Source organism: Stenotrophomonas sp. YJH_SMC_110 (assembly GCF_059369255.1).
The window spans coordinates 71,842-92,626 of the sequence record NZ_JCAFSM010000011.1; the positions used below are offsets into that span (position 1 = coordinate 71,842).

Annotated in this window: 16 protein-coding genes and 1 riboswitch; of the genes, 10 read left to right on the forward strand and 6 right to left on the reverse strand. The window is 66.3% G+C overall.

What is annotated here, in order from left to right:
* Positions 1–6: 6 nt before the first annotated feature.
* Positions 7–125, reverse strand: a riboswitch (SAM riboswitch).
* Between the two features lie 148 nt (positions 126–273).
* From AC5P6H_RS17860 to AC5P6H_RS17875, 4 genes are all read left to right on the forward strand, one after another.
* Positions 274–1,158: a M23 family metallopeptidase gene (locus AC5P6H_RS17860; RefSeq protein WP_495202935.1), complete on the forward strand. Its 885-nt coding sequence runs from the start codon at positions 274–276 to the stop codon at positions 1,156–1,158.
* Positions 1,159–1,224: 66 nt separating this feature from the next.
* Positions 1,225–2,829 (forward strand): peptide chain release factor 3, encoded by a 1,605-nt coding sequence (locus tag AC5P6H_RS17865; protein WP_014648065.1) that lies wholly within the window; start codon positions 1,225–1,227, stop codon positions 2,827–2,829.
* 160 nt (positions 2,830–2,989) lie between these two features.
* A complete protein-coding gene (gene trhA, locus AC5P6H_RS17870) occupies positions 2,990–3,628 on the forward strand; it encodes a PAQR family membrane homeostasis protein TrhA (RefSeq protein WP_495202936.1) in 639 nt (212 codons plus the stop codon).
* A gap of 82 nt (positions 3,629–3,710) precedes the next feature.
* Positions 3,711–5,684 carry an AsmA family protein gene (locus tag AC5P6H_RS17875; protein WP_075077174.1) on the forward strand — a complete coding sequence of 658 codons (1,974 nt, stop codon included), beginning with the start codon at positions 3,711–3,713 and terminating at the stop codon, positions 5,682–5,684.
* A gap of 552 nt (positions 5,685–6,236) precedes the next feature.
* Here the strand turns inward: AC5P6H_RS17875 and AC5P6H_RS17880 are convergent.
* The 3 genes from AC5P6H_RS17880 to mtgA all read right to left on the reverse strand — a co-directional run bounded on the left by AC5P6H_RS17880 (position 6,237) and on the right by mtgA (position 8,461).
* Positions 6,237–6,668, reverse strand: a complete 432-nt coding sequence (locus AC5P6H_RS17880; RefSeq protein ID WP_012511858.1) for a CBS domain-containing protein — start codon at positions 6,666–6,668, stop codon at positions 6,237–6,239.
* Entirely contained in the window at positions 6,628–7,647 is a 1,020-nt protein-coding gene (locus AC5P6H_RS17885; protein WP_495202937.1) for a glycosyltransferase family 2 protein, read from the reverse strand. Before AC5P6H_RS17885 ends, AC5P6H_RS17880 begins: the two co-directional genes overlap by 41 nt.
* Before the next feature lie 64 nt (positions 7,648–7,711).
* Entirely contained in the window at positions 7,712–8,461 is a 750-nt protein-coding gene (gene mtgA / locus AC5P6H_RS17890) for a monofunctional biosynthetic peptidoglycan transglycosylase (protein WP_495202938.1), read from the reverse strand.
* Positions 8,462–8,538: 77 nt separating this feature from the next.
* On the opposite strand from mtgA, the gene hslO reads away from it, so the two are divergent.
* The 3 genes from hslO (at position 8,539) to AC5P6H_RS17905 (ending at position 13,658) form a co-directional block, all read left to right on the forward strand.
* Positions 8,539–9,432: an Hsp33 family molecular chaperone HslO gene (gene hslO / locus AC5P6H_RS17895; protein WP_014648070.1), complete on the forward strand. Its 894-nt coding sequence runs from the start codon at positions 8,539–8,541 to the stop codon at positions 9,430–9,432.
* Between the two features lie 116 nt (positions 9,433–9,548).
* On the forward strand, positions 9,549–10,397 hold the full coding sequence (locus AC5P6H_RS17900) for an XOO1806 family protein (RefSeq protein WP_014648071.1): 849 nt from the start codon (positions 9,549–9,551) through the stop codon (positions 10,395–10,397).
* A 384-nt stretch (positions 10,398–10,781) separates the two neighbouring features.
* Positions 10,782–13,658 (forward strand): TonB-dependent receptor plug domain-containing protein, encoded by a 2,877-nt coding sequence (locus AC5P6H_RS17905; protein WP_014648072.1) that lies wholly within the window; start codon positions 10,782–10,784, stop codon positions 13,656–13,658.
* Positions 13,659–13,799: 141 nt separating this feature from the next.
* Here the strand turns inward: AC5P6H_RS17905 and AC5P6H_RS17910 are convergent, their stop codons facing one another.
* The gene (locus AC5P6H_RS17910; protein ID WP_005418411.1) at positions 13,800–14,402 is read right to left on the reverse strand and encodes a TetR/AcrR family transcriptional regulator; all 603 of its coding nucleotides are present in this window, start codon (positions 14,400–14,402) and stop codon (positions 13,800–13,802) included.
* Between the two features lie 153 nt (positions 14,403–14,555).
* Here AC5P6H_RS17910 and AC5P6H_RS17915 point away from each other — a divergent pair, with 153 nt between their 5' ends.
* From AC5P6H_RS17915 to AC5P6H_RS17925, 3 genes are all read left to right on the forward strand, one after another.
* Positions 14,556–15,473 carry an alpha/beta fold hydrolase gene (locus tag AC5P6H_RS17915; RefSeq protein ID WP_014648073.1) on the forward strand — a complete coding sequence of 306 codons (918 nt, stop codon included), beginning with the start codon at positions 14,556–14,558 and terminating at the stop codon, positions 15,471–15,473.
* Positions 15,470–17,947 (forward strand): acyl-CoA dehydrogenase, encoded by a 2,478-nt coding sequence (locus tag AC5P6H_RS17920; protein WP_495202939.1) that lies wholly within the window; start codon positions 15,470–15,472, stop codon positions 17,945–17,947. The genes AC5P6H_RS17915 and AC5P6H_RS17920 overlap by 4 nt, the downstream gene beginning before the upstream one ends.
* Positions 17,948–18,022: 75 nt before the next feature.
* Positions 18,023–18,490 (forward strand): hotdog fold domain-containing protein, encoded by a 468-nt coding sequence (locus tag AC5P6H_RS17925; protein WP_014648075.1) that lies wholly within the window; start codon positions 18,023–18,025, stop codon positions 18,488–18,490.
* A 473-nt stretch (positions 18,491–18,963) separates the two neighbouring features.
* Here AC5P6H_RS17925 and AC5P6H_RS17930 read toward each other — a convergent pair whose 3' ends face one another.
* Together AC5P6H_RS17930 and AC5P6H_RS17935 are read right to left on the reverse strand one after the other, a co-directional pair.
* A complete protein-coding gene (locus AC5P6H_RS17930; protein ID WP_032960857.1) occupies positions 18,964–19,314 on the reverse strand; it encodes a DUF1304 domain-containing protein in 351 nt (116 codons plus the stop codon).
* A 76-nt stretch (positions 19,315–19,390) separates the two neighbouring features.
* Positions 19,391–20,719: an NTP/NDP exchange transporter gene (locus tag AC5P6H_RS17935; protein ID WP_014648077.1), complete on the reverse strand. Its 1,329-nt coding sequence runs from the start codon at positions 20,717–20,719 to the stop codon at positions 19,391–19,393.
* Positions 20,720–20,785 lie beyond the last annotated feature (66 nt).

Here is a 20,785-nt window from a genome sequence, read left to right on the forward strand (position 1 = left end):
TGGTTCGAACCATCTTTCGGTGGACGCCACGGTCCCCGCAGGATTTGGCACCTACGCAGGCGCTTGCGCGCCTGCGGGCTGCCCCGGCTTCAAAGGGCCTGTCCCTCTGCCGGTCTCGATGGTGGGGCCACGATGCCAGCCCTTTCCGGCACTGTCAATCCCTTCATGCGGATAAAGCGATGAATATTCTTGGGACAGCTATGCGAAGGCCGTCCCGGTCGCCCTGTTCAGGATCGGGTACAGTCCGGGCGGTCCATTCCGCTGGAAACGCCGATGTCGCGCCTGCCCCTGTCCTGCCTGCTGCTGCCTCTGCTGGCGAGCGCGACCGCACACGCCGGCGACTGGCGCCAGGGCTGGGGACTGGCTCCCCCTTCCGCCCCGGCCACCCGCGCAGGCAGTGCCGAGGACGCCGCCCTCATGGCCCAATTGCGCCTGCAGCCGGTCGGTACGCAATGGCAGGCCCGGATCGACAACGGGCTGGCAGGGCCGCTGCAGATCCAGCTGCGCGCCGCCCCCGGGCACCCGGTCGAAGGCCTCCCGGTCGAGTCGCTGATCCAGGGCGACAGCAGCCTGGTAGTCGGCCACCTGCCCGCCCCGATCGATGGCCGCATGCTGGATCTGCGCCTGCAGTCGGTGCCGGGCAACCCGGCCGCACAGGCCGAAGATGTCGCCTACCGCCTGCCATTCGATGCGGCGCGCCTGCGCGTGGACCAGGCGCCGCAGGGACGATTCAGCCATGACGACGAGGAGAACCGCGACGCGGTCGACTTCGCACTGCCGGAGGGCACCCTGGTGCTGGCCGCGCGCGAGGGTACGGTGATGCAGATCCAGGATGGCTTCCGTGGCAACGGCCAGGACCGCGAACGCGATGGTGCCCGCGCCAACTTCATCCGCGTGCTGCACAGCGACGGCAGCATGGCGCTGTACGGCCACCTGCAGGCCGGCGGCATGCGCGTGCGTCGTGGCCAGGCGATAGGGGCCGGACAGCCGATCGGCCTGTCTGGCAACAGCGGCTATAGCAGTGCCCCGCACCTGCACTTCGTGGTGCAGGTCAATCGCGGCATGGGCCTGCGCTCGGTGCCGGTGCGCATCTTCGCCGAGCAGGGCCAGCTGCAGTTCGCCCGCCAGGGCGAGGCCGAAGGCGGTACCGGGCGCTGACCGCCCCCGGCCGGTATAATCGGGCGCTTATCTCTTTGAAAAGCGCCCCGGGCGGGCGCCACTGCCATGTCCGAAGTCGCCAACGAAGCGTCGCGTCGCCGCACCTTCGCCATCATTTCCCACCCTGACGCCGGCAAGACCACGCTGACCGAAAAGCTGCTGCTGTTCGGGGGCGCGATCCAGATGGCCGGTTCGGTCAAGGGCCGCAAGGCTGCCCGCCACGCCACCTCCGACTGGATGGCGCTGGAAAAGGAGCGCGGCATCTCCGTCACCTCCTCGGTGATGCAGTTCCCGTATGAAGGCAAGATCGTCAACCTGCTCGACACCCCCGGCCACGCCGACTTCGGCGAAGACACCTACCGCGTGCTGACCGCGGTGGACTCGGCGCTGATGGTGATCGACGTGGCCAAGGGCGTGGAAGAGCGCACCATCAAGCTGATGGAAGTGTGCCGCCTGCGCGACACCCCGATCATGACCTTCATCAACAAGCTCGACCGCGAGGGCAAGGACCCGATCGAGCTGCTGGATGAAGTGGAAACCGTGCTCGGCATCCAGTGCGCGCCGGTCACCTGGCCGATCGGCATGGGCCAGCGCCTGAAGGGCGTGGTCCACCTGCTGACCGGCGAAGTGCACCTGTACGAACCGGGCCGCAACTTCACCCGCCAGGACTCGACCATTTTCCCGTCCATCGATGCTCCCGGCCTGGCCGAGAAGATCGGTGCACAGATGCTGGCCGACCTGCGCGACGAGCTGGAACTGGTGCAGGGCGCCAGCCACCCGTTCGACCTGCAGGCCTACCGCGAGGGCAAGCAGACGCCGGTGTTCTTCGGCTCGGGCGTCAACAACTTCGGCGTGCAGCCGCTGCTGGACTTCTTCGTCGAACACGCACCCGCACCGCAGGCGCGCTCCACCACCGGCCGCGAGATTGCCCCGGAAGAAAACAAGCTGACCGGCTTCGTGTTCAAGATCCAGGCCAACATGGACCCGCAGCACCGCGACCGCGTGGCCTTCATGCGGGTCTGCTCGGGCCGCTTCAGCGCCGGCATGAAGACCTTCCACGTGCGTACCGGCAAGGAAATGAAGCTGGCCAACGCGCTGACCTTCATGGCCAGCGACCGTGAGATCGCCGCCGAAGCCTGGCCGGGCGATGTGATCGGCATCCACAACCACGGCACCATCTCCATCGGCGACACCTTCACCGAAGGCGAAGCGGTCACCTTCACCGGGATCCCCAACTTCGCCCCGGAACTGTTCCGCCGCGCCCGCCTGCGCGATCCGCTCAAGCTCAAGCAGCTGCAGAAGGGCCTGGCCCAGCTGTCCGAGGAAGGCGCGACCCAGTTCTTCCGCCCGCTCACCAGCAACGACCTGATCCTGGGTGCGGTCGGCGTGCTGCAGTTCGACGTGGCCGCCTACCGCCTGAAGGACGAGTACGGCGTGGAAGCCACCTTCGAGCCGGTGAGCGTGACCACTGCGCGCTGGGTCCACTGCAGCAACGAGAAGAAGCTGGAAGAGTTCCGCGAGAAGAACGCGCTGAACCTGGCGCTGGATGCCGCCGGGCACCTGGTCTACCTGGCGCCGACCCGGGTCAACCTGCAGCTGGCCCAGGAACGCTCGCCGGACGTGCGCTTCTCGGCCACCCGCGAAGCGGCGCATACCGTTTCGGCAGGCTGATGCCACGGGGTCGGATCCCTTTCCGGCAGGAAAGTGCTCTGACCCCAGCCAACGCAAGGCAGGCATTCACCCACCATACGGTGACAGGCGTGCACGCATCGCCCATCGCGGCGATGATAAGGGGGTGCGGGTCCCCCTCCCCGCGAACAATGCCTACGCCATGTCCACGACGTCCATTGCTTCGATCCGTGAAGAAATCGCCAGCGCCCTGACCCATGGCCTGGGCGCGGTATTCGCCCTGGCAGCCAGCGCGGTGTTGATCACCCTGGCGGCGATCTACGGCGACGGCTGGCAGCTGGCCAGCGCGATCATATTCGGTATCGCGCTGTTGCTGCTGTACACCGCCTCCACGCTGTACCACGCCATCCAGCATCCGGTCGCCAAGGGCCGGTTGAAGGTGTTCGACCATTGCGCGATCTATGTGCTGATCGCGGGCACCTATACCCCGTTCACCCTGATCGGCCTGCGCGGTCCGTGGGGCTGGGGCCTGTTCACCGCGATCTGGGCGCTGGCGCTGGGCGGCGTGGTGTTCAAGCTGTTCTACACCGGCCGCTTCAAGGTGCTCTCAACGGTGATCTACATCGCCATGGGCTGGCTGGTGGTCGTGGCGATCAAGCCGATGTGGGCCTCGATCGATGGCGGCACCCTCACCTGGCTGTTCGCCGGCGGCCTGTCGTACACGCTGGGGACCTATTTCTACCACCGTGAATCGATCCCGTACTCGCATGCCATCTGGCACCTGTTCGTGATCGGCGGCAGCGTCTGCCACTTCGTCGCGGTCACCATGCAGGTGCTGTAACGGCCGCTCGACGGCAGCGCGTGCACACCATGCACATGGTCGCTTCGCGCCCTGTCCACGAAGAGGGGGCAACCATGGCAGCGTGAATGCTGCCGCCTCCCCTGCCGCAAAGCGCACGCCCCGCTGGCGCCTCCGCCGCCCCGGCCCACGAGGCCGGCGCTGGCTCACGATCCTGATCTTCCTGCTGGCGGCGATCCTGGTACTGATCGCGTTGTGGGACTGGAACTGGTTCAAGGGGCCGGTGGAGCGCGCGGTGCAGGCACGCACCGGCCGCGTGCTGCACATCGGGAACCTTGATGTCGACCTCGGCCGCACCAGCACGATCCGCGCCGATGCGGTCACCTTCGCCAATGCCAGCTGGGCGAAACAACCCGATATGGCCAGTGCCGACCGCGTCGAGATCGACGTACGGGTCTGGCCCCTGCTGCGCGGCAGCGTGCAGCTGCCCGAAGTGCGCCTGACCCGGCCGGACGTGCTGCTGGAAACCGCCCCGCGCAAAGGCGAACCGGGCAACTGGGATTTCCTCGGTGACAGCGCCGGCGGGACCAGCCCCCAGCTCAAACGGCTGCGCGTCGATGACGGTCGCCTGCAGTTCCTCGATGCGCTCGGCCGCACCGATATCCGCGTGGACGTGCGCAGCGGCCAGCCGAAACAGGCCGACGCGGCGCCACCGCTGCTGGTGCAGGGCAAGGGACGCTGGCAGGGCAATCCGTTCACCCTGCGCGGTGGTACTGAATCACCGCTGGAGCTGACCGACAGCGGCCACCCGTTCCGCATCCACCTCGACGGTCGCGCTGGCGCCACCCACGCCGTCGCCAGCGGCACATTGACCAATCCCTTCCAGCTGCGCGTGTTCGACCTGCAGTTCGCGCTCAGCGGCCAGGACCTGGCCGACCTCTACCCCTTGCTCGGCATCGCCATTCCGCCGTCCCCGCCCTACGCGTTGAATGGTCGGCTCAAGCGTGACCACGACCTCTGGCGTTACGAGCAGTTCACCGGCAAGGTCGGCGACAGCGACCTCGGTGGCAACCTGCAGTTCGAAGTGGGAGGCGCGCGCCCGCGACTGACCGCCACGCTGGAATCCAGACGCCTGGACTTCGATGACCTGGCCGGCTTCGTCGGTGCGCCACCGAAGACCGGCGGCGGCGAAACCGCCAATGCAGAGCAGAAGGCCGAGGCCGCACGGGTCGCCGCGCGTGCGCGTGTGTTGCCGGACACGCCCTACAACCTCGGCAAGCTGCGTGCGATGGATGCCGACGTGCGTTGGAAAGCCCACCGCATCAACGCGCCGTCATTGCCATTGGACGACATGGATGCACACCTGTTGCTGGATGACGGTGTGCTGCGGCTGGACCCACTGAACTTCGGCGTCGCCGGCGGCGACATCCGCAGCACGATCCGCATGGACGCGCGCCAGCCGCAGATCAGTACCGCGCTGAAGGCCAGTGTGCGCGGCGTGCAGCTTGGCCAGTTGTTCCCCGACGCCAAGCTGGCCGAACAGGCCAAGGGCGGCATCGGCGGCGAGGTGGACCTGAGTGGCCGCGGCAATTCGATCGCCGCGATGCTCGGCAGCAGCAGCGGCAAGGTCGGCCTGGCAATGGGCCGTGGCCATGTCGGCAACCTGGTGATGGAACTGGCCGGCCTGGACATCACCGAGTCGCTGAAATTCCTGGTGACCGGCGACAAGCAGATTCCCCTGCGTTGCGCCTTCGCCGACTTCGGCGTGCGCGACGGCCTGATGACCAGCCAGGCGCTGGCGGTGGATACCACCGACACGATCCTCATCGGCGAAGGCACGGTCAGCCTGCGCGACGAGAGCCTGGACCTGCTGTTGAAGCCACGCCCGAAGGACAAGAGCATCCTGGTGCTGCGCTCGCCACTGCACATCGCCGGCACTTTCAAGGACCCGTCGTTCCGCCCGGACTTCAAGGCGCTGGGCATCCGCGGCGCGGTGGCCCTGGCACTGGGCAGCATCGCCCCGCCGGCGGCATTGCTGGCAACCATCGAACTGGGGCCGGGCAAGGATGCCGACTGCGGGGGGCAGTATGCGAAGTAGGAGCGTTCGTTCGTGGCGCCTGGATTGGTCGTGGTTTGAGGGGGACGAGTGACAGTTTCCTGCGCGCGCGGAACGAGAGCGGAAATTCAAAGTCAAAAGAAAAAAGCAAAGTCAAAAGCTGTTGCCAACCAAGGTTGGCAGCTACCAAAGGCAGTCAACCGACGCGGCAACCCACCGCACTCGCGGGACGAGTCCTGAGGCGGAGTGCATGGCCGTGCAGGACCGTTGGCGCCATGGGCCCGAGGCATGCCTCGGGCGGGTTGGGCAGGACGCCCAACCCCGGTCTTGCCGTGTGCGCAGGACAGCGCACACGAGCAAGGCGCCATCGAGCCCCCATGGGTGAGGGCGCTTTGCTTGCGAAGCACTGCTTCGCAAGCGCCCGAACGCACAGCCGCCAGCGGCTGGTCCGGACCGCGGAGCGGGGTTTACGGCGTGTCCTGCATGGCCATGCCCTCCGCCTCCCCCGCATCAGGAAGGCGCTGCTTTGGCTTTGGCTTTGGCTTTGAGCTTCGAAAAGCGGGCCGGCGGGCCGCAGGCCCGCCGGTGAACACCTCACCCCGCCACGATGTACTGCTGCAGCTGGTCCAGCTCGCGCCGCTGCGCATCAATCACCGACTTCACCAGGTCACCGATGGAGATCACCCCCAGCACCTGCGCGCCCTCCACCACCGGCAGATGGCGGATGCGGTAGTCGGTCACCAGTTGCAGGCAATGCTCCACCTGCTCACCGGGCGACACCGTCACCACCTGCGCCGTCATGATCTCCGCCACCGCGGTATCGCGCGATGAACGATCACGCAGCACGATCTTGCGCGCGTAGTCACGCTCGGACAGGATCCCGACCAGCCGCGGCCCGTCCATCACCAGTACCGCACCGATGCCCTTTTCCGCCATCAACCGGATCGCATCGATCACCGCCGCGTCCGGCGCGACCGCATGTACTTCAGGAGACTTGCCATCCAACAGCTGCCGTACCGTCGTCATCTGCCTGCCCTCCGAGGGTGGGTTGCAGGGCCGAGTCTGCCACGACGGATGCTAGCCACGCGTCAACCAGGTACAACGGCCGCTGCTTGGACTCTTCGTACAGCCGCCCCAGGTACTCTCCCACCAGCCCCAGCGCGATCAACTGCACTCCCCCCAGGAACAGGATCACCGCCATCATCGTCGGCCAACCCGCCACCCGGTCGCCATACAGCGCCGCCTTCACGATCACCCACAGGCCGAACACGAACGCGACTGCGGCGGTTGCCAGTCCCAGGTAGGTGGCCGCCCGCAGCGGCACAGTCGAGAAGCCGGTGATGCCTTCGAGAGCGAAATTCCACAGCCGCCACAGGCTGAATTTGCTGGCGCCGGCCACGCGCGCGTGGCGGTGATAGGGCACGGCAATCCGCTTGAAGCCTACCCAGCTGAAAAGCCCCTTCATGAAACGGTGGCGCTCACGCATCCCGCGCAGGGCGTTCAGCGCGCGCGGGGACAGCAGGCGGAAATCTCCGGTATCGGCCGGGATCGGCGTACGCGACAGGCGACCCATCACCCGGTAGAACATCGCTGCCGTGGCGCGCTTGATCCAGGACTCGCCATCGCGGGCCATGCGCGTGCCGTAGACGTTGTCATGGCCCTCGCGCCAGCGCGCGACGAATTGCGGCACCAGCTCCGGCGGGTCCTGGCCGTCGGCATCGAGGATCATCGCTGCCCCCTCGTGCACCAGATCCAGGCCCGCGGTCAGCGCCGCCTCCTTGCCGAAGTTGCGCGACAGCTTCAGCGCCGAGACGCGCGCATCAGCCTTGGCCAACTCCGCGATCACCTCCCATGTGCGGTCATGACTGCCGTCATCCACATAGAGGATGTGGCCGTCGATGTCGGGCATGCCGTCCAGCACTGCGCACAGCCGTGGATGCAGCAGCGGTAATGCCAGGGCCTCGTTGTAGGCGGCGATGACAAAAGTGAGCCGTTCGCGGGTCATGCCCGGATTGTACATTGCCGGCCAGGCGCACGACCCGTCGCCCGCCGCTCACGCCACGCCTGCCTCAGTCCTCCGACAAGTATGACGCGCCTCCCAGCTGGCGCGCCTGGCGCTGGATCCATGCGGCGCGCCGCTGCACATACGGCCCCGGTGCGGCCGCGTTGTAGCGTCGCGGTGCCGGCAGTACCGCCGCCAGTCGCGCACTCTCGGCCGGGCTCAACCGGGCCGCGTCCTTGCCCCAGTATTTCTGGGCTGCCGCCTGCGCACCGTACACACCATCACCGAACTCGGCGATGTTGGCGTACATCTCCAGGATGCGCTCCTTCGGCCACAGCGCCTCGATCAGCACCGTGTACCAGACTTCCAGGCCCTTGCGGATCCAGCTGCGGCCCTGCCACAGGAACAGGTTCTTGGCCACCTGCTGGCTGATCGTGCTGGCGCCACGCAGGCGCCCTCCCCTGGCGTTATGGTCGCGGGCCTTTTCGATGGCCTGCAGATCGAAGCCATTGTGGTCGGGGAAGCGCTGGTCCTCGGCCGCCACCAGCGAGATCGGCAGGCTCGGTGCCATCTGGTCGAGGTCGCGCCATTGGTAATGCAGCCGATAGGACCAGTCGGCCTCGCCCAGCGCCTCGCCATAACGCCACAGCATCACCGTGGACACCGGCGGGTCGATGAACCGCAGCACCAGCACCTGCAGGCAGCTGAAGGCGGCCAGCAGCACCGGCAGCCACAGCAGCGGCTTCCAGCGCCAGCGTCGCCGGCGCGGTGCGGCCACCTCCGCCACTACCTTGTGCTGCTCTCCCGCTGCCCCCATTACTGGTGCATCCTTCTTCTGTCTGGTTGTCGGCGCATTATCCGGCAACCGCCCCCGTTTACGCGCGATGTGAGCCGATGACCGCCAACTCCGATTCCCTGATCCGTTTCCTGCTCCCCGACGCCGGCGTCCGCGGCGTGCATGTGCACCTGCAGGCCACCTGGCAGGAAATCCTGTCCCACGCCGTGTACCCGGACGCCGCTGCCGAGCTGCTCGGCGAGGCCTGTGTCGCCTCGGCCCTGTTCACCGGCCACACCAAGATCGACGGCCGCCTGTCAGTGCAGCTGCGCAGCAGCACTGCCCTGCGCACCCTGTTCGCCGAATGCACCGCGGGCGGCACCCTGCGTGGCATCGCCCAGCTCAGCGAAGGCGCCGACGCGCCGCGTGACCTGTCCAGCCTCGGCGATGACGCCATCCTCGCCATCACCATCGAGAACCCCGGCCTGGACCCGCGCGAGCCGCAGCGCTACCAGAGCCTGGTCGCGCTGACCGCGCCGGAACTGGACGAGGCCTTCGAGGACTACTTCCGCCAGTCGGAGCAGCTGCCCACCCGCCTGCTGCTGGCGGCCGACCGCAACGGTGCCGCCGGCCTGCTGCTGCAGAAACTGCCGGGCGACGAAGGCGACGAAGATGGCTGGGCGCGCGCCAGCGCCCTGTTCGAGACCCTGGGCAAGGCCGAACTGCTGGCGACCCCGGCCGAGCAGCTGCTGCACCGCCTGTTCCACGAGGAGCGGCCGGAGCTGCTGGGTGAAAAGCCGCTCTCTTTCGCCTGCTCCTGCTCGCGCGAGCGGGTGGCCGGCATGCTGCAGTCGCTGGGGGAAGAGGAGGCCCGTGCGGCCGCCGAGGACACTGGCGCCGTCGAGGTGCGTTGCGAATTCTGCGGACGCGAGTATCACTTTCCATTGACGGAGTTCGGCATACTGTTCCACGGCGCCCAGGGGGCTGTACCGGCGCCTGAACGACTTCAGTGAACGGCAGTCTTGTACCTGGGGAGGATCAAGGCTTGTTAAGAATTCATAAACACCCTAGGATCGAGTTCCCGTCCCCACGGGAACTTCCGTTGTCTGTCCCTGTCTGAACTGGTCCGATGCGTACCTTCCTGCGTCTACCGCTGGCCCTGCTGATCGCCCTTGGCGCGATCACGGGCGTGCATGCGCAGAGCAAGGACACCCGCACCGTGCTGCCGGTCTGGAACAAGGGCAGCGGCAAGGTCGAGGCGCTGCTGTACCTTGAGCCGACCGGCGAACAGGCGGCCGGCGCCCGCTGGCATTTCGGCCGCAACTCGCTGGACGCGGCCTTTGGCCTGTCCTCCGGCGATTCGCTGGGCCTGCTCTGCAACAGCAGCAGCGGCACCAGCATCAGCGGTCTGGCCAGCCATTGCATGCTGGCCAGCCTGGGCGACGAGGATGATCTGAACAGCCGTCGTTTCAGCGGTACCGCCGCGCTGAACCGCGGCAACAGCCGCCTGGGCATCACCGCCGGCACTGGCCGTGAAACCCTGCCCGCCTGGTTGTCGGGCCCGAACAAGACGCCCTCGCTGCGTGCCGAGCAGAACGATCTGACCGTGTTCGCGCAGAAGAACATCGGTCGCGAAGGCTTCGTCTCCATTGCCGGTACCTACGCCAAGGCGCGCCTGGTTCCGCTGGCCGACGCCTCGCCGGCCATCGTCGATCGCTGGGACAGCAAGAGCCTGAGCATCGGCGCCGGTTACGGCAACTTCACCGGCAGCATCATCGGCCGCGTGGTCGACGTCCCGGGCAAGCCCGGCAAGTGGGAAGGCCTGGGCATCGGCCTGACCTGGCGTACCCCGTGGTCCGGCCAGCTCACCGTCGGCGCCGAGAATGTGATCAGCCGCGGCAAGAATCCGTTCTCCCCGCGCAACGAAAGCAACGACGACGGCACCGTGCCGTATGTGCGTTACGAACAGGATCTCTGATCCCGGTAAACAGGCTCAGCAACGATATTCCCAAAGGCGCCGAAAGGCGCCTTTTGCATGTGCAAGCCTGCCGCGCACTTGCGTAACCGGTAATCGCCGCTGGGCGATGAAACGCTGCGCACCGACATAGTGAGATACATTTCAATCGAAACTTTTTTCATCATTCTGCGTTAACAAACGAGGCAGAGCGCCCTGACCATGCCGGTAAACTATTGATTGGCATGGAAAAAGCGCATCTTTATCAAAATCACAGGCTTGATTAACACAGCTTTAATTCTTGGCGAACGCCCGTTACTATCGGGTCAGCCTCGCGATTTGGGAGCGCTTTTTCGCTCCCCCGCCGGGCATTAACCCCAGCCAAGATTTCTTGGAGAGAGAGAGCCAATGAAACTCAAGTCCAGCCAGCTGCGTGACGCAGTTGTGATCGCGCTTGTCGCCGGTGCCACCACCGCGACGGCGCACGCCCAGGAAGCCACCAACCTCGACCGCATCGAGGTCACCGGTTCGCGCATCCGTCAGGTCGATACCGAAACCGCCCAGCCCGTTCTGAGCATCAGCCGCGCTTCGATCGAGAAGAGCGGTTTCAAGACGGTCGCCGACGTCCTGCAGAACATCGCCGCAGCCGGCAGCCCGGCCATCAGCCGTTCCGAGCCGCTGTCCTCCGGTGAAGCCGTCGGTGGCTTCTACATCGACCTGCGCAACCTCGGCGCCGAACGCACCCTGGTGCTGGTCGACGGCAAGCGCCTCGGCGCCAGCGTCAGCGGCCTGCAGGACGTGTCCCAGATTCCGTCGGCCATCGTCGAGCGCATCGACGTGTTGAAGGACGGCGCGTCGTCGATCTACGGCTCCGACGCGATCGCCGGTGTGATCAACATCATCACCCGCAAGAACTTCCAGGGCCTGGAAGCCAACGCCTACGTCGGCCAGTACGGCGAAGGCGACGGCCAGAAGACCAGCTACGACTTCGTGGCCGGCTTCACCGGTGACCGCGGTTCGATCACCATCGGCGCCGAGTACGCCGAAGAAAAGGAAGTGTGGGCCAAGGATCGCTGGTTCAGCCGTTATCCGCGCACCACCTTCCACCCGGCCCAGAACTGGAGCCCGGTCAGCCAGTGGGGCACCATCATCGATCCGGATACCGATGACTGGCTGGTGCTGAACCGCGGTGGCGACTACCGCGACGTCAACCAGTACCACGACCAGGACTTCGCCGGCATCACCGGTGACACCAGCAACTCCAATACGCAGATGCACCTGCTGACGCCGACCAAGCGTCGCTCGGTGTTCGCCAACGTCCAGTACGACCTGACCGACAACATCCGCTTCGTCTCCGACCTGCTGTACACCCGTCGTGAGTCGCAGGCCCAGGTCGCAGGCTATCCGTTGCAGTCTGCGTCGTATGAGCGCCTGGGTGCCAAGTGGGATGCCGACAGCTACTACAACCCCTTCGGCAAGGACATGGGCTTCATGCGCCGTGGCTGGGAAGTGCCGCGCCTGTCGACCAACAAGCTGACCACCTTCCGCTTCACCGGCGCCCTGCAGGGCAGCTTCCAGTTCAATGACAAGTACTTCGACTGGGAAGCCGGCTACATCTACCAGAACTCGGAGAACCAGCAGAGCCAGACCGGCAACTACAACGTGCTGGCGGTCAATGCCGCCACCGGCCCGTCGTTCTACAACCCGGCCACCGGCCGCGTCGAGTGCGGCACGGCAGCAGGCCTGGTCGATGGCTCCAACCCGATCTATGGCCCGGGCGCCGGCGGCTGCCTGCCGTGGAACCCGGCCATTCCGTACGGCCGTACCGGTGACGGTGGCCTGACCGGCAACCCGGATCTGCAGCAGTTCCTGTTCCCGACCACCAAGAACACCGGTGAAGTCACCACCAAGACCTACTACGCGAACATCGCCGGCAGCCTGTTCACCCTGCCCGCCGGCGACCTGGGCTTCGCGCTGGGTTACGAGTACCGCGAGGACAAGGGTTCGTACAATCCGGACGCCCTGTCGCAGACCGGCTACTCGACCGACCTGGCCGCCGGCCCGACCGGTGGTGGTTACGACGTCAACGAAGTCTATCTGGAGCTGAATGTTCCGATCCTGGCCGACCTGCCGGGTGCCAAGGAACTGAGCTTCAACGCCGCGACGCGCTACTCGAAGTACAGCACCTTCGGCAACACCACCAACAACAAGTTCGGCCTGAAGTGGAAGCCGATCGACCAGCTGCTGGTGCGTGCGACCTACGCCGAAGGCTTCCGTGCGCCGACCATCGACAATCTGTACGGTGGCAGCTCGCAGACCTTCGCGTACTTCACCGATCCGTGCGATACCGACTTCGGTTCGACCGGCCAGCCGGGCGTCGCTGCCCGTTGCGCCGCGGCCATCGGCCCGACCGCCAGCACCTTCCGCCAGCTGCGCCAGGGCTACGTGCCGGCCAGCGGTCCGGATGAGCAGACGCCGGACCCGTTCAACGCCGTCTCCAACCCGAACCTGACTCCGGAAAAGTCCAAGTCCAAGACCGTTGGCCTGGTATGGAGCCCGACCTTCGCCCAGGGCCTGAACATGAGCCTGGACTGGTGGAACATCAAGATCACCAACACGATCGTCACCGACAGCCCGGATGACCAGCTGAATGACTGCTACGTGCTTGGCATCGCCGAGCGCTGCAACTCGTTCACCCGTGATCCGAACCGTCACAACGTGATCAACCTGACCTACGCACCGCGTAACGCCGGTTACCAGGAAACCGAAGGCTTCGACTTCGACGTGGCGTACCGCTTCGAGACCGACAGCTGGGGTACCTTCAACGCCAACCTGCAGAACAGCTACGTCACCAAGAACGTGCTGAAGACCACCAATGCGCAGCAGGTGCCTGTGTCGATCCTCAATGGCTTCGGCAGCAACTTCCGCCTGCGTTCGAACCTGGTGCTGGGCTGGGAGCGTGGCGACTGGGGCGTGACCTGGGGCACCCGTTACTTCTCCAGCGTCAAGGAGCGTTGCTACTACAGCGACGAGTGCAGCCTGCCGGACTTCGGTTCGCCGGATCCGGTGCGCGACCAGCCGATGAACAAGCGTGGTTCGACCATGTTCCACGACGTCCAGGTTTCCTGGAACGCACCGTGGAATGCGACCATCGCCGTCGGCGCACGTAACGTGTTCGACCACTACGGCCCGCAGATGTACTCGGCACCGAACTCGCAGTTCTCCTACTACGGTGGCTACGACATCGGTCGCTTCATGTACATGCAGTACAAGCAGAAGTTCTGATCGGCACTCTGATCAGCTGATGCAGCAACGGCCCCGCAAGGGGCCGTTGTTCTTTGTGCGCCATGGACGGAGGCTGGCCGGCGCGCAACAAAAAAGGCCGCGGTGTCGCCGCGGCCTTCCTTCGACATCATTCCCGGGCGCTCATCCGTTCGGAATCAGCGTCTCGATCAGATGCTCGACGTACGCTTCGAAATCCTCGCGTGCCTGCTTGGGCTGCTGCAGCTGCAGCGACAACTGCAGGAAGCCGACATAGGCGGCATAGGCCAAGCGCGCGCGATGGCGTGCATCGGTCGAGCTGAGGCCGGCCTGGCGGAACGACGCGACCAGATAATCGAGGCGGCGCTGCGAGACGCGGTCGATCACCGGCCGCACCATCGGATGATCCAGTGCCTTCAGCAGCTCGCTGTAGATGATGTGCGGCTGCACTTCATGCGCCACCATCTGGAACAGCTGGCGCAGGCGCACGCGCGGATCCGGCACGTCTTCCAGGCTGCCGAACACCTGTTCCTGTTCGAACAGTTCCCAGCGCTCCAGCGCCGCTTGCAGCAATGCATCGCGCGAAGGGAAATGCCAGTAGAAACTGCCCTTGGTGACGCCGAGCCGCCGTGCCAGCGGCTCCACCGCGACGGCGCCGACACCTTGTTCAGCAATCAGATCGAGGGCCGCCTGGGCCCAGTCTTCGGCACTCAGGCGGCTGTTGCGGCCGGCGCGCGGTTCGCCGGCGGAAGCGTCAGGTTGATTCATGGGCTGATTTAACCATACGCCGGGGTTCGTTGCAGTACGCGGTTGCGGTCGAAACCGTCGCAGCCTCCCAGGCGAGGTCCATTCAGGGGACTTCCGCAGCGCACCATACCGTGCAGTATTGACTTCCCCCCGAACCGATCCATACTAGCAAGTATGGTTACGTCCCCACCTCCCGCTGCGTTCCATGACCTGCGCCTGGACGCCGCCCATGGCGCCCGCCTGGCAGCCACCGCCAGCGACCATGGCCGGCGCGGCCGGGTGCTGTTCGCGCATGGCTTCGGCCAGACCCGCCACGCCTGGAATGCCACTGCCCGCGCACTGAATGCCGCCGGCCTGCAGACGCTGGCCTACGACGCCCGCGGCCACGGCGATTCGGACTGGAATGCCGCCAACCTGCCCTATCACGGCGAACAGTTCGCCGATGACCTGATCGTGCTGGCCGGCGAGCAGCCGCGCCCGCCGGTACTGGTTGCCGCATCGATGGGCGGGCTGTTCGGCCTGCTGGCCGAGTCGCGCTGGCCCGGCCTGTTCTCGGCGATGGTGCTGGTCGACATCACCCCGCGCTGGGATACCGCCGGCGTCGAGCGCATCCTCGCCTTCATGACCGCCCATCCCGACGGCTTCGCTTCGCTGGCCCAGGCCGCCGACGTGATCTCGGCGTACATGCCGCACCGTCCGCGCAAATCCGAGCAGTCGCTGCGTGCGCTGCTGCGCGAGGACGGCCGCGGCCGCTGGCGCTGGCACTGGGATCCGCGCCTGGTGGCCGAACTGGCCCGCGACAGCGAACAGCACCAGGACGCACTGGCCGAGGCCGCGCGCCAGGTGAAGTGCCCGCTGCTGCTGGTCAGCGGCGGACGCAGCGACCTGGTCACGCCGCAGACCGTGGCCGAGTTCCTGGCGTTGGCGCCGCATGCGCGCCATGTGCAGCTGCCGCAGGCCACCCATATGGTCGCCGGCGATGACAACGACGCCTTTACCGCTACTGTGTTGGACTATCTGGACGTGTTGCCCGCAGCGGACGCTGCGGCTTCGTCCGCCACAAACGAGCACGTCACCGGAGCACGCTCATGAGCATCGTTCTTCCCTTCCTCGCCCTGCTGCTGGCAGGCGCGTTCGTCGCCTACCACCGCATGCGGCTGGTTACCTGGACGCTGATCAGCGTGGCCCTGCTGGCCGCCTGCTGGTTCATTCCCTACGTCAACCAGACCGCCACGATCGTCGCGGCCGCCGTGTTGGCCGTCATCGCCGTGCCGCTGCTGCTGCCGTTCATCCGCAAGCCGCTGCTGACCGGCCCGATGATGAAGGTGTTCCGCAAGGTGCTGCCGCCGCTGTCGCAGACCGAGCGCATCGCACTGGAAACCGGTTCGGTCGGTTTCGAGGGCGAACTGTTCACCGGTGATCCGGACTGGAACATCCTGCTCAACTATCCCAAGCCGCAGCTGACCGCCGAGGAACAGGCCTTCCTCGATGGCCCGGTGGAAGAGCTGTGCGCGATGGTCAACGACTGGGAAATCACCCATGTCCATGCGGACCTGCCGCCGGAACTGTGGGCCTTCATCAAGAAGAACAAGTTCTTCGGCATGATCATCCCGAAGGAATATGGCGGGCTGGGCTTCTCCGCACTGGCCCACCACAAGGTGATCCAGAAGCTGGCGTCGGTGTCTTCGGTGGTCAGCTCCACCGTCGGCGTGCCCAACTCGCTGGGCCCGGGTGAACTGCTGGTGCATTACGGCACCCAGGAACAGAAGGACCAGTACCTGCCGCGCCTGGCCGATGGCCGCGAAGTGCCCTGCTTCGGCCTGACCGGTCCGTTCGCCGGCTCCGACGCCACCTCGATCCCGGACTACGGCATCGTCTGCAAGGGCGAGTGGAACGGCGAGCAGGTGCTCGGCGTCAAGCTCACCTTCGACAAGCGCTACATCACCCTGGCCCCGGTCGCTTCGCTGATCGGCCTGGCGTTCCGCATGTACGACCCGGATGGCCTGATCGGCGATACCCGCGACATCGGCATCACCCTGGGCCTGCTGCCACGCGACACCGCCGGCGTTGAAATCGGCCGTCGCCACTTCCCGCTGAACTCGACGTTCCAGAACGGCCCGATCCGCGGCAAGAACGTGTTCATTCCGCTGACCCAGCTGATCGGTGGCGCGGCCATGGCCGGCAAGGGCTGGAACATGCTCAACGAGTGCCTGGCCGTGGGCCGCTCGATCACCCTGCCGTCCACCGCCAGTGGTGGTGCCAAGGCCGGTGCCGCGGTGACCGGCGCCTATGCGCGCATCCGCAAGCAGTTCGGCCTGTCGGTCGGCCGCTTCGAGGGCGTGGAAGAAGCGCTGGCCCGCATCGGCGGCAAGGCGTACAAGATCAGTGCGCTGTCGCAGGCCACCGCCGCCGCGGTTGACCGTGGCGACGTGCCGTCGGTGCCGTCGGCGATCGCCAAGTACCACTGCACCACCATGAGTCGCGAAGTGATCTCGGACATGATGGACGTGATCGGCGGCAAGGGCATCATCCTGGGGCCGCGCAACTTCGCTGGCCGCAGCTGGCAGGCCGCGCCGATCGCGATCACCGTGGAGGGCGCCAACATCATGACCCGCAGCCTGCTGATCTTCGGCCAGGGTGCGATCCTGTGCCACCCGTGGGTGCTGAAGGAAATGAAGGCCGCGCAGGATCCGGATACCCGCGCCGGCCTGCAGGACTTCGACCGCAGCCTGTTCGGCCACATCCGCTTCGGCATCTCCAATGCCGTGCGTTCGTTCTGGTTCGGCCTGACCGGCGCGCGCTTCGGTGCCGCCCCGGGCGACGCCTATACCCGCCGCTACTTCCGCAAGCTGGACCGCTACTCGGCCAACCTGGCGCTGATGGCCGACATCTCGATGATGACCCTCGGCGGCAAGCTGAAGTTCAAGGAATCGCTGTCCGGCCGCCTGGGCGATGTGCTGAGCCACGTCTACATGACCAGCGCCATGCTCAAGCGCTACCACGACGAAGGCGCACCGCAGGCCGACCAGCCGCTGCTGGCCTGGGCCTTCCATGACAGCGTGCACAAGATCGAAGAGTCGCTGTCGGCCGCACTGCGCAACTTCCCGATCCGTCCGATCGGCTGGCTGATGTGGGCACTGATCTTCCCGCTGGGCCGTCGTGCCGAGGCTCCGGGCGATCGCCTGAGCCGTCGTGTCGCCGCCCTGCTGATGGCGCCGAATGAAGCCCGCGACCGTCTGGCCAGTGGCGTGTTCCTGACCCCGTGCGAGAACAACCCGGGCGGCCGTATCAACAGCTACCTGAGCAAGGCGATCATGGCCGAGCCGGTGGAGCGCAAGTTCCTGAAGGCGCTGAAGAGCAAGGGCATCGAGGCGCTGGACTTCAAGGCGCAGCTGGACGAAGCCGTGGCCGAGGGCGTGATCACCCAGGATGAGCGCAGCCTGCTGGAAGAGCTGCGCACGCTGACCCTGGACACCATCACCGTGGACGACTTCGACACCCACGAACTGCGCGCGGCCAGCTACTACGACCGCCAGCACAAGGACCCGCATTCGCAGGCAGCCTGATCGCCCGCGACACGCGTTGCTTCGACGGCGGGCCTCGGCCCGCCGTCGCTTTATCCGCCGACCGGAATACCCACCATGTCCACGCCCCTGCTCTCGCTTTACCACCGGCTGCAGCGCTGGCCCGCCGGCACCTGGCTGTTCTCGCGCGCGGTGTGCTTCAAGGCGCCCTACTTCGCCAGCATCGCGCCACGCATCACCCGCCTGGAACACGGCCGCTGCGAAGGCACGCTGGCCGACCGCCGCAGGGTGCGCAACCACATCGGCACGGTGCACGCGATCGCGATGTGCAACCTGGCCGAACTGACCGCCGGGTTGATGGTCGATGCATCGCTGCCGAAGGGCATGCGCTGGATCCCGAAGGGGATGCAGGTGCAGTACCTGGCCAAGGCACGTGGCACGCTGCAGGCGGTGGCGTTGCCAGCACAGCCGATTGTCGTCGCGGCCGAGGGCTATGCGCTGCCGGTGACGGTGAGCGTGCGCGACCGTGCGGGCACGGAGGTGTTCAGCGCGGTGATCGACATGTGGTTGTCGCCGGCGAAGTAGGTTCCCGCGAACGGCGCAGCCCCTCGTGGGTGGACGGTTGATCGCGGAAAGCCCTGGTTAGGCTGGGGACGGTGGGTTCGCGGGGGACGCCGTGAACCCATCCCTGGGGACTTGGCCGCGGCATCCATGCCGCGGACACCCCCGCGAACCCACCGCCCCCAGCCTCGGACGCATCTCTGCGGCGTCCACCACGCAAGAGAAAAAAGAAGGGCAGAAGCAAAAGCAAAAGCGGCCCACCGGCCGCTTTTTGCTGTTGCTCTTGAACTTCTTTTTCTTCTCCGTGGGCTGGCCGCGCCCTGAAACTGTCAGGGGTGTGGCGGGTGGGCCGTTCAGGGGCGTTGGCGCCATGGATGGCGCCATCGAGCTTACATGGACGTACTTGCAGCGTCCCCTTGCACGGCCCACCCGCCACACCCGACACATGACCCGCTCCACGCGACCAACCCACGAGGGGCTGCGCCGTTGGCTGGAAACTACGCCAGCGCGCGAAACACCAACGCCAGGATCGCCGGCATCGCCTGGATCATGAAAATACGGCGGCTCACGCTGTACGCGCCATAGCACCCCGCCACCACCACGCAGGCCAGCGAGAACGTCACCAGCACCGGCTGATCGATCACCAGCCCCACCACGATGCCTGCCGCCAGGAAGCCGTTGTACAGGCCCTGGTTGGCCGCCAGCACGCGCGTGGCCCCGGCCTTCTCCGGCGTGTTGCGGAAGGTCTTCAGGCCCAGCGGGCGGGTCCACAGGAACATCTCCAGGACCAGGAAATAGACGTGCAGCAGTGCGACCAGCAAGGTCAGGGCGAGTGCGATCCAGTACATGTGCGGTTCCTTGGACAGGGAAGGAGAATGGGGTCAGCGCCCTATCCCCGCGGGAAAGGGCTCTGACCCCGGCAAATCAACGGTCGCGCGGCAGCTTCTTTTCTTCGCGCAGCACGCCGAACGCAGCCAGGGTCATGAAGCCGGCCACCAGTACGCCGCCGATGAACACCACGTGCGAACCGAACAGGGTCAGTGCCTTGTGGATCCAGGTGAACCCCAGGTCCGCGCCGCGGTACACCACGGTGTCGATCGCCGCGCCGGCCTTGTAGCGCCACTGCCGGTCCACGCGCGTGTAGATGGTCTCGCGCGCCGGCTTGGCCAGTGCGAATTCGCTGGCGCGGGTCATCACCTGCACCACCGCGACCATCAACGGCATCGGCGAGGCTGCCAGCACCGAGAAGCCGATCAGGATCGCGAAACCGGGAATCAGCAGCGCCGGCGCGATGCCGTGGCGCGACAGCAGCCAGCGGGTCAGGCCCACCTGCATCAGCAGCGCCAGCGCGTTCACCGCCAGGTCGATGCGCGAGAAGAACGCGGTACTGGCCGCCGGGTCGGTAAACGCCGCGCGCACGATGCTGGCCTGCTGGTTGTACAGCAGCGTGCCGACGCCCACGCCGAACACCACCATCACCGCCAACCAGCGCAGCAGCGGCTCGCGCACGATCAGTTTCAGGCCGTCCAGCACGCTGCCGCCCATCGGTTGCTCGCCGGACACCAGTTGCTGCTCGCGTTCGCGCAGCACCGCCCAATGCCGCAGCCGCCAGATGCACAACAGGCACACGACCAGGAATGCTGCCGAGACCAGCATCAGGTTGGCGATGCCCACGCGCTGCGCCAGCGCGCTGGTGATCAACGGGCCGAGGAACGCGCCAACGGTGCCGGCCGCACCGATGTAGCCGTAGTAGGCACGCGCCTGTGCGTTGGAGAACACGTCGGCCATGAAGCTCCAGAACACCGCCACCGCGAACAGGTTGAAGACCATCACCCAGAGGAAGAAGGCCATGCCCCGCCCTGGCACGTGACTGTCGAACAGTGCGTAGAACCCCAGCAGGGTGACGATGAAGAAGCCGTACACCACGGGAAGGAACACACGGCGCGGGAAGCGGCTGACCAGCCAGCCGTACACCGGCTGCAGCACCAGCATGATCACGAACACGCAGGAGAACAGGAACTGCAGGACGAAGTCCTTCAACGCGATGCCATGGCTGGCGAACCAGGTGATCAGCACGGGCGGGAACACCGTTTCCAGGTCCGCCGAGGCGGCCATGGCCTCACGCACCGGGCGCAGCACGTAGTAGCCGCTGAGCAGGCAGAAGAAGTACAGGAACGACCACCACAGCGCCGGCGACTCGCGCAGCGCCGCCGCCAGGCCCTGCAGCGGCCCCTTGCCCGATGCAGCGCTCATGCAGCGCCCCTCGCCCACAGACGGCGGTTGGACAGCAGCATGGCAGGCTCCGGGGCGGTGAAGCGC

Bases quoted from the DNA above. Each gene is read 5' to 3' on its own strand.
- AC5P6H_RS17910 (WP_005418411.1), bottom strand. From the start codon at position 14,402: ATGAATCAACCTGACGCTTCCGCCGGCGAACCGCGCGCCGGCCGCAAC.
- AC5P6H_RS17915 (WP_014648073.1), top strand. From the start codon at position 14,556: ATGGTTACGTCCCCACCTCCCGCTGCGTTCCATGACCTGCGCCTGGAC.
- AC5P6H_RS17860 (WP_495202935.1), top strand. From the start codon at position 274: ATGTCGCGCCTGCCCCTGTCCTGCCTGCTGCTGCCTCTGCTGGCGAGC.
- AC5P6H_RS17880 (WP_012511858.1), bottom strand. From the start codon at position 6,668: ATGACGACGGTACGGCAGCTGTTGGATGGCAAGTCTCCTGAAGTACAT.
- AC5P6H_RS17905 (WP_014648072.1), top strand. From the start codon at position 10,782: ATGAAACTCAAGTCCAGCCAGCTGCGTGACGCAGTTGTGATCGCGCTT.
- mtgA (WP_495202938.1), bottom strand. From the start codon at position 8,461: ATGGGGGCAGCGGGAGAGCAGCACAAGGTAGTGGCGGAGGTGGCCGCA.
- AC5P6H_RS17885 (WP_495202937.1), bottom strand. From the start codon at position 7,647: ATGACCCGCGAACGGCTCACTTTTGTCATCGCCGCCTACAACGAGGCC.
- AC5P6H_RS17900 (WP_014648071.1), top strand. From the start codon at position 9,549: ATGCGTACCTTCCTGCGTCTACCGCTGGCCCTGCTGATCGCCCTTGGC.
- AC5P6H_RS17930 (WP_032960857.1), bottom strand. From the start codon at position 19,314: ATGTACTGGATCGCACTCGCCCTGACCTTGCTGGTCGCACTGCTGCAC.
- AC5P6H_RS17865 (WP_014648065.1), top strand. From the start codon at position 1,225: ATGTCCGAAGTCGCCAACGAAGCGTCGCGTCGCCGCACCTTCGCCATC.
- hslO (WP_014648070.1), top strand. From the start codon at position 8,539: ATGACCGCCAACTCCGATTCCCTGATCCGTTTCCTGCTCCCCGACGCC.
- AC5P6H_RS17925 (WP_014648075.1), top strand. From the start codon at position 18,023: ATGTCCACGCCCCTGCTCTCGCTTTACCACCGGCTGCAGCGCTGGCCC.
- trhA (WP_495202936.1), top strand. From the start codon at position 2,990: ATGTCCACGACGTCCATTGCTTCGATCCGTGAAGAAATCGCCAGCGCC.
- AC5P6H_RS17935 (WP_014648077.1), bottom strand. From the start codon at position 20,719: ATGAGCGCTGCATCGGGCAAGGGGCCGCTGCAGGGCCTGGCGGCGGCG.
- AC5P6H_RS17920 (WP_495202939.1), top strand. From the start codon at position 15,470: ATGAGCATCGTTCTTCCCTTCCTCGCCCTGCTGCTGGCAGGCGCGTTC.